This is a genomic window from Nocardia asiatica NBRC 100129, assembly GCF_000308415.1.
Taxonomy (GTDB): Bacteria; Actinomycetota; Actinomycetes; order Mycobacteriales; family Mycobacteriaceae; genus Nocardia; species Nocardia asiatica.
On record NZ_BAFS01000263.1, the window covers coordinates 1 to 4684 of the forward strand.

Annotated in this window: 1 protein-coding gene; it reads right to left on the minus strand. The window is 70.6% G+C overall.

Features of this window, described 5'->3' with window-relative positions; all coding sequences use genetic code 11:
• On the minus strand, positions 1-4684 hold a 4684-nt coding region (locus ON27_RS25250; RefSeq protein WP_043732936.1), incomplete at both ends, for a non-ribosomal peptide synthetase.

The window sequence follows — 4684 nt, forward strand, 5'->3', positions numbered from 1 at the left end:
GTCCAGCACGTGGGTGTCCAGCCCCGGTAGAGCCCGGCCGATGAGGCTGACCGGGCTGTCCATCAGATCCGCGCCGATCTCCAGGAAAGAGACGTGCACCGTGGTCTCGGTGATGCCGTACATGTTCACGAATCGGGTCGCGTCCCCCGGATGACGCTCGGACCAGCGTCGTAGCTGCCGCAGATCCAGCGCCTCACCGCCGAAGATCACGTACCGCAGCGCGAATTCCCCGCAGGCGGCGGCCTCCCGGTCGGCTTCGACGAGTTGACAGAACGCCGAGGGCGTCTGGTTGAACACCGTCACCTGTTCGCGAATCAGCAATTCGCGCACCAGTTCCGGGCACCGCGACGTGGCGTGGTCGACCACCACGACGGCGCCGCCCGTGGCGAGCGCGCACCACAGTTCCCACACCGAGAAGTCGAAGGCGAAGGAGTGGAACATCGTCCACACGTCACGCTCGTCGAATCCGAACAGCGGCTGCGCACCGGCGAACAGTTCCACCGCGTTGCGGTGCGTCACGCCGACGCCCTTCGGCACGCCCGTCGAGCCGGAGGTGTAGATGACGTAGGCGAGATTGTCCGGGGACAGTGCGGCCACCCGGTCGGCATCGGTGATCGGATCGCCGGCGAACTGCCAGGTTTCCTCCAGCAAGACCGCGGGAAGATCGGCGTCCGGAACGGCAGACCGCTCGGCAGCGGTGGTCAGCACGCACACCGGCGCCGCGTCCGCGAGTACGAAGGCCAGCCGCTGCGCCGGATAGGTGAGGTCGATGGGTAGGTAGGCGGCGCCGGCCGCGAGCACGCCGAGCAGCGCCGCAGGCAATTCTTCGCTGCGCGAAACAGCCACTGCCACGATAGTTTCCGGCCCGGCTCCGGCCGCGATCAGCGCGCGGGCGATGCGATTGGCGCGCTGTGCCAGCGCCTCGAAGCTCAGCGTGGCGGCGCCGAATCGGACCGCCGTCGCGTCCGGTCTGCGCCGAGCCTGCCGCCCGACCAGCTCCGGCAGCGTCGCCCTCTGCGCGGCCACGACATCGAACGGCGGCACCCAGGCCCGCCGCGCGGGTGCGACCGCGGGAAGGTTTTCGCCGACGTCGAGAATATCGATGTCCCACACCCGCACCGAGGAATCGGCCGCCACCGCGGACACGATGCGCTCGAATCGCCGCCCGAAGTCCCGGACAGTCGCCTCGTCGAAGAGCGCGGTGGCGTAGGTGAACGTCACTGCCAGTCCCGCCGGTCCGTCCTCGTCACCGGGCCGTGGCTCGACGACGACTTGCAGATCGAATTTCGCCGTGATCTCGCCGCTGTCGGCAGCTGTGACGGTCAGCTCTGGCAGCTCCAGCGCGGGTTGTTCGATGTTCTGGAACGACAGCATCACCGGGAGGAGCGAGTTGCGCGTCCCGGTGCGCGCGGGGTCGGCCTCCTCGAGCACGCGTTCGAAGGGCACGTCGGCGTTGGCGAACGCCGAGAGCGCCGTTTCCCGGCATCGTTCGACCAGGTCGTCGAACGTCGCAGCCGGGTCGACGTCGACGCGCAGCGCCAACGTGTTGACGAACATCCCGACCAGGTCGTCCAGCGCGCGTTCGCCGCGCCCGGCGACCGGGGTGCCGATCACGACGTCCGTGGCGCCGCACAAGCGCCCGACCAGCGTGGCGAGTGCCGCGTGGACCACCATGAACAGTGTCGCGTTGTGTGCGCGGGCGATCGCGGCCAGACGTCGGTGCACCTGCGCCGGGATGGTGTAGCCGGTCGCCGCGCCACGGGTCGAGAGAGCCGGCGAACGCGGGCGATCGGCGGGCAGCTCCAGCGGTCCGGTGAGCCCGGCCAGCTGGTCGCGCCAATACGACAGTTGTCGCGCGGCAGGGGAACCGGCGGCGTCGTCGCGGCCGATGGCGGCGTGCTGCCAGAGCGCGAAATCGGCGTACTGGACCGGCAGCGGCGTCCAGCCCGGCACCCGGCCGTCACGGCGGGCGATATAGGCGGTCACCAGGTCGCGCGCCAGCGGCGCGAGCGACGCCCCGTCCGCCGAGATGTGGTGCGTCACGATGACGAGCAGGTGATCCTCGCCGGAGACGAACAGTCGCGCGCGAATGGGCGCGGTCGCGGTCACGTCGAAGCCCGCGGACATCAGACCGTGCGCCATCTCCGCGACGTCGGGGCCGTGGTCCTCGACCGCGAGTCCGTCGGGAAGGACCGTGCTCGTGGACAGGATCTCCTGATACGGCTGCCCCTCGGCGTCGACCGGGTAGCGGGTGCGCAGCACCTCGTGCCGTTCGAGAACGTCCGCGACCGCGTGGCGAAGCGCGGGCAGGTCGAGGCGGCCGGTCAGCCGGAGGGCGAAAGGCAGGTTGTAGGCGGCCGACTCCGGCTCGATGCGGTTGAGCAACCACATCCGCTGCTGTGCCAGCGAGAGCGGGATGCGATCCGGCCGCCGTGACCGGATCAAGGGCGGACGAGCGGGGTCGGCGCTGCCGCGGACCACCCGCGCGGCGAGGGCGGACACCGAGGGGGCCTCGAACAGGTCACGCACGGTGATCCGCGACTGCAGCGCCTCGTTGACCCGCGCGACGGCTCGGGTCGCGAGCAGCGAATTGCCGCCGAGCGCGAAGAAGTCGTCATCGATCCCGGCCCGCTCGACACCGAGCAGATCGGCGAACACTCCGGCGACCGCCTGTTCGACGGGATTGCGCGCAGCCCGGAACTCCGCGGCCTCGGCCACCGGCGCGGGCAGCGCCTTGCGATCGAGTTTGCCGCTGGCGTTCAGCGGCAGCTCGGGTAGCTCGACCAGCGCGGACGGGATCATGTATCCGGGCAGCGCCGCCGCGAGCCCGGCCGCGAGCTCCTCGCGGTCCACGACTCGCCCCGGGCGCGGGACCACATAGGCCACCAGCCGCTCCCCGGCCGGGGAGGCCGCGACCGTCGCGACTGCTCGGCCCACCGACGGCTGCGCCAGCAGCGCGGCCTCGATCTCACCGAGCTCGATCCGCTGGCCGCGGAATTTCACCTGGAAATCGGTGCGCCCGAGGAATTCCAGTCGCTCGGGCAGTCCGGCGCAGGGCGCACGCCAGATCGCCAGGTCGCCGGTGCGGTACATCCTCGCACCACGGTCGAACGGGTTCGCGACGAAGCGGCCCGCGGTCTGCGCCGCCTGCCGCACGTAGCCACGGGCGAGCTGGTCTCCGGCCAGGTAGAGCTCGCCCGGCACTCCCTCCGGCACCGGGCGGAGGCGCGAATCCAGCACGTAGACCTTCGTGTTCCACTGCGGACGGCCGATCGGCACGGTCGCCCCTTCCGCTGTCCCGGCGGGCCAGTAGGTCACCGACACCGCGGCCTCGGTGGGGCCGTACAGGTTGTGCACCTGCGCATCGGTGACCGCGCGCACCGCGCGCACGGTCGTCGGCGGCAGCGCCTCGCCGATGACGAGCACCGTCCGCAATGTCACCAGGCTTTCCGCCGCGGCGTGCGCGGCGAAGACCGTCAGCATGGAGGGAACGAAGTCGGTGACGGTCACCCGGTGGGCGGCGATGGTCGCGGCGAGGTAGGCCACGTCGCGGTGCCCGTCGTGGTCCGCCACGACGAGCTTCGCGCCCGCGCGCAGCGGCATCAGATAGCCCCACAGCGAGACGTCGAAGGTGGTCGCCGTCTTCTGCAGATACACATCACCCGGGCCCATGGGGTACTGGGCGAGCATCCATTCGATCTGGTTGTCGATCGCCTTGTGCGCGACCGCCACACCTTTCGGGCGCCCGGTCGACCCCGACGTGAAGATCACGTACGCCGGGTGCTCGGGCAGCACCGGCCGCAGCAGTTCCTCGGAGCGAATCGGCGCGCCCGAACGCCGCTCGGTGCCGAGCGTGTCCAGATGCAGGACGGTGACCTGGCCGGGCATCGGCACCGCGTCGGCGGTCCTGCTCAGCACGCAGACCGGACGGGCGAGGTCGAGAACGTGCGCGATGCGCTCGGCGGGATGATCCGGGTCCAGCGGCACGTACGCGCCACCGGCGGCGAGGACGGCGTACATGCCGACAACCAGATCCAGTGAACGCCGAACAGCCAGTCCCACCAGCGATTCCGCGCCGACGCCCCGCTCGATGAGCAGCCGGGCCAGCTGGTTGACCCGCTCGTCGAACTGCCGGTAGGTCAGCTGCCGGTCGGCGAAGGCGACCGCGATGTCGTCCGGATGCCGCGCCACCGCGCGCCGGTAGCCGTCGAGCACCGGACCGGCGGGCACCGGGTGACCGGTGTCGTTCCAGTGCGCCAGGATGGCGGTGCGCTCCGCGGCGTCGAGCAGATCGATGTCGCCCACCGGGCGATCCACCGATTCGGCCACGGTCGCGAGGATCGCGCACAACCGCCGGGCGAAGCCGGCGACCGTCGCCTCGTCGAACAGGTCGGTGGAGTAGGTGAACGCCGCCGAGATCCCCATCGGTGTCCGCTGGTCCTCGTGCGGCACCATGGTCAGCTCGAGATCGAATTTGGCCAAGGGCAGCGCGAAATCCAACGCGGAAACGAGGAGCGCGGGCAGTTCCAGCGTCGTCGGCGCGAAATTCTGGAAAGTCAGCATCGTCTGGAACAGCGGGTGATGCGCGCTGGAGCGCACCGGGTCCAGCAACTCCACCAGACGTTCGAACGGCAGGTCGGCATGGCCGAACGCCTCGATGTCGCGGCTGCGCACCTGATCGAGC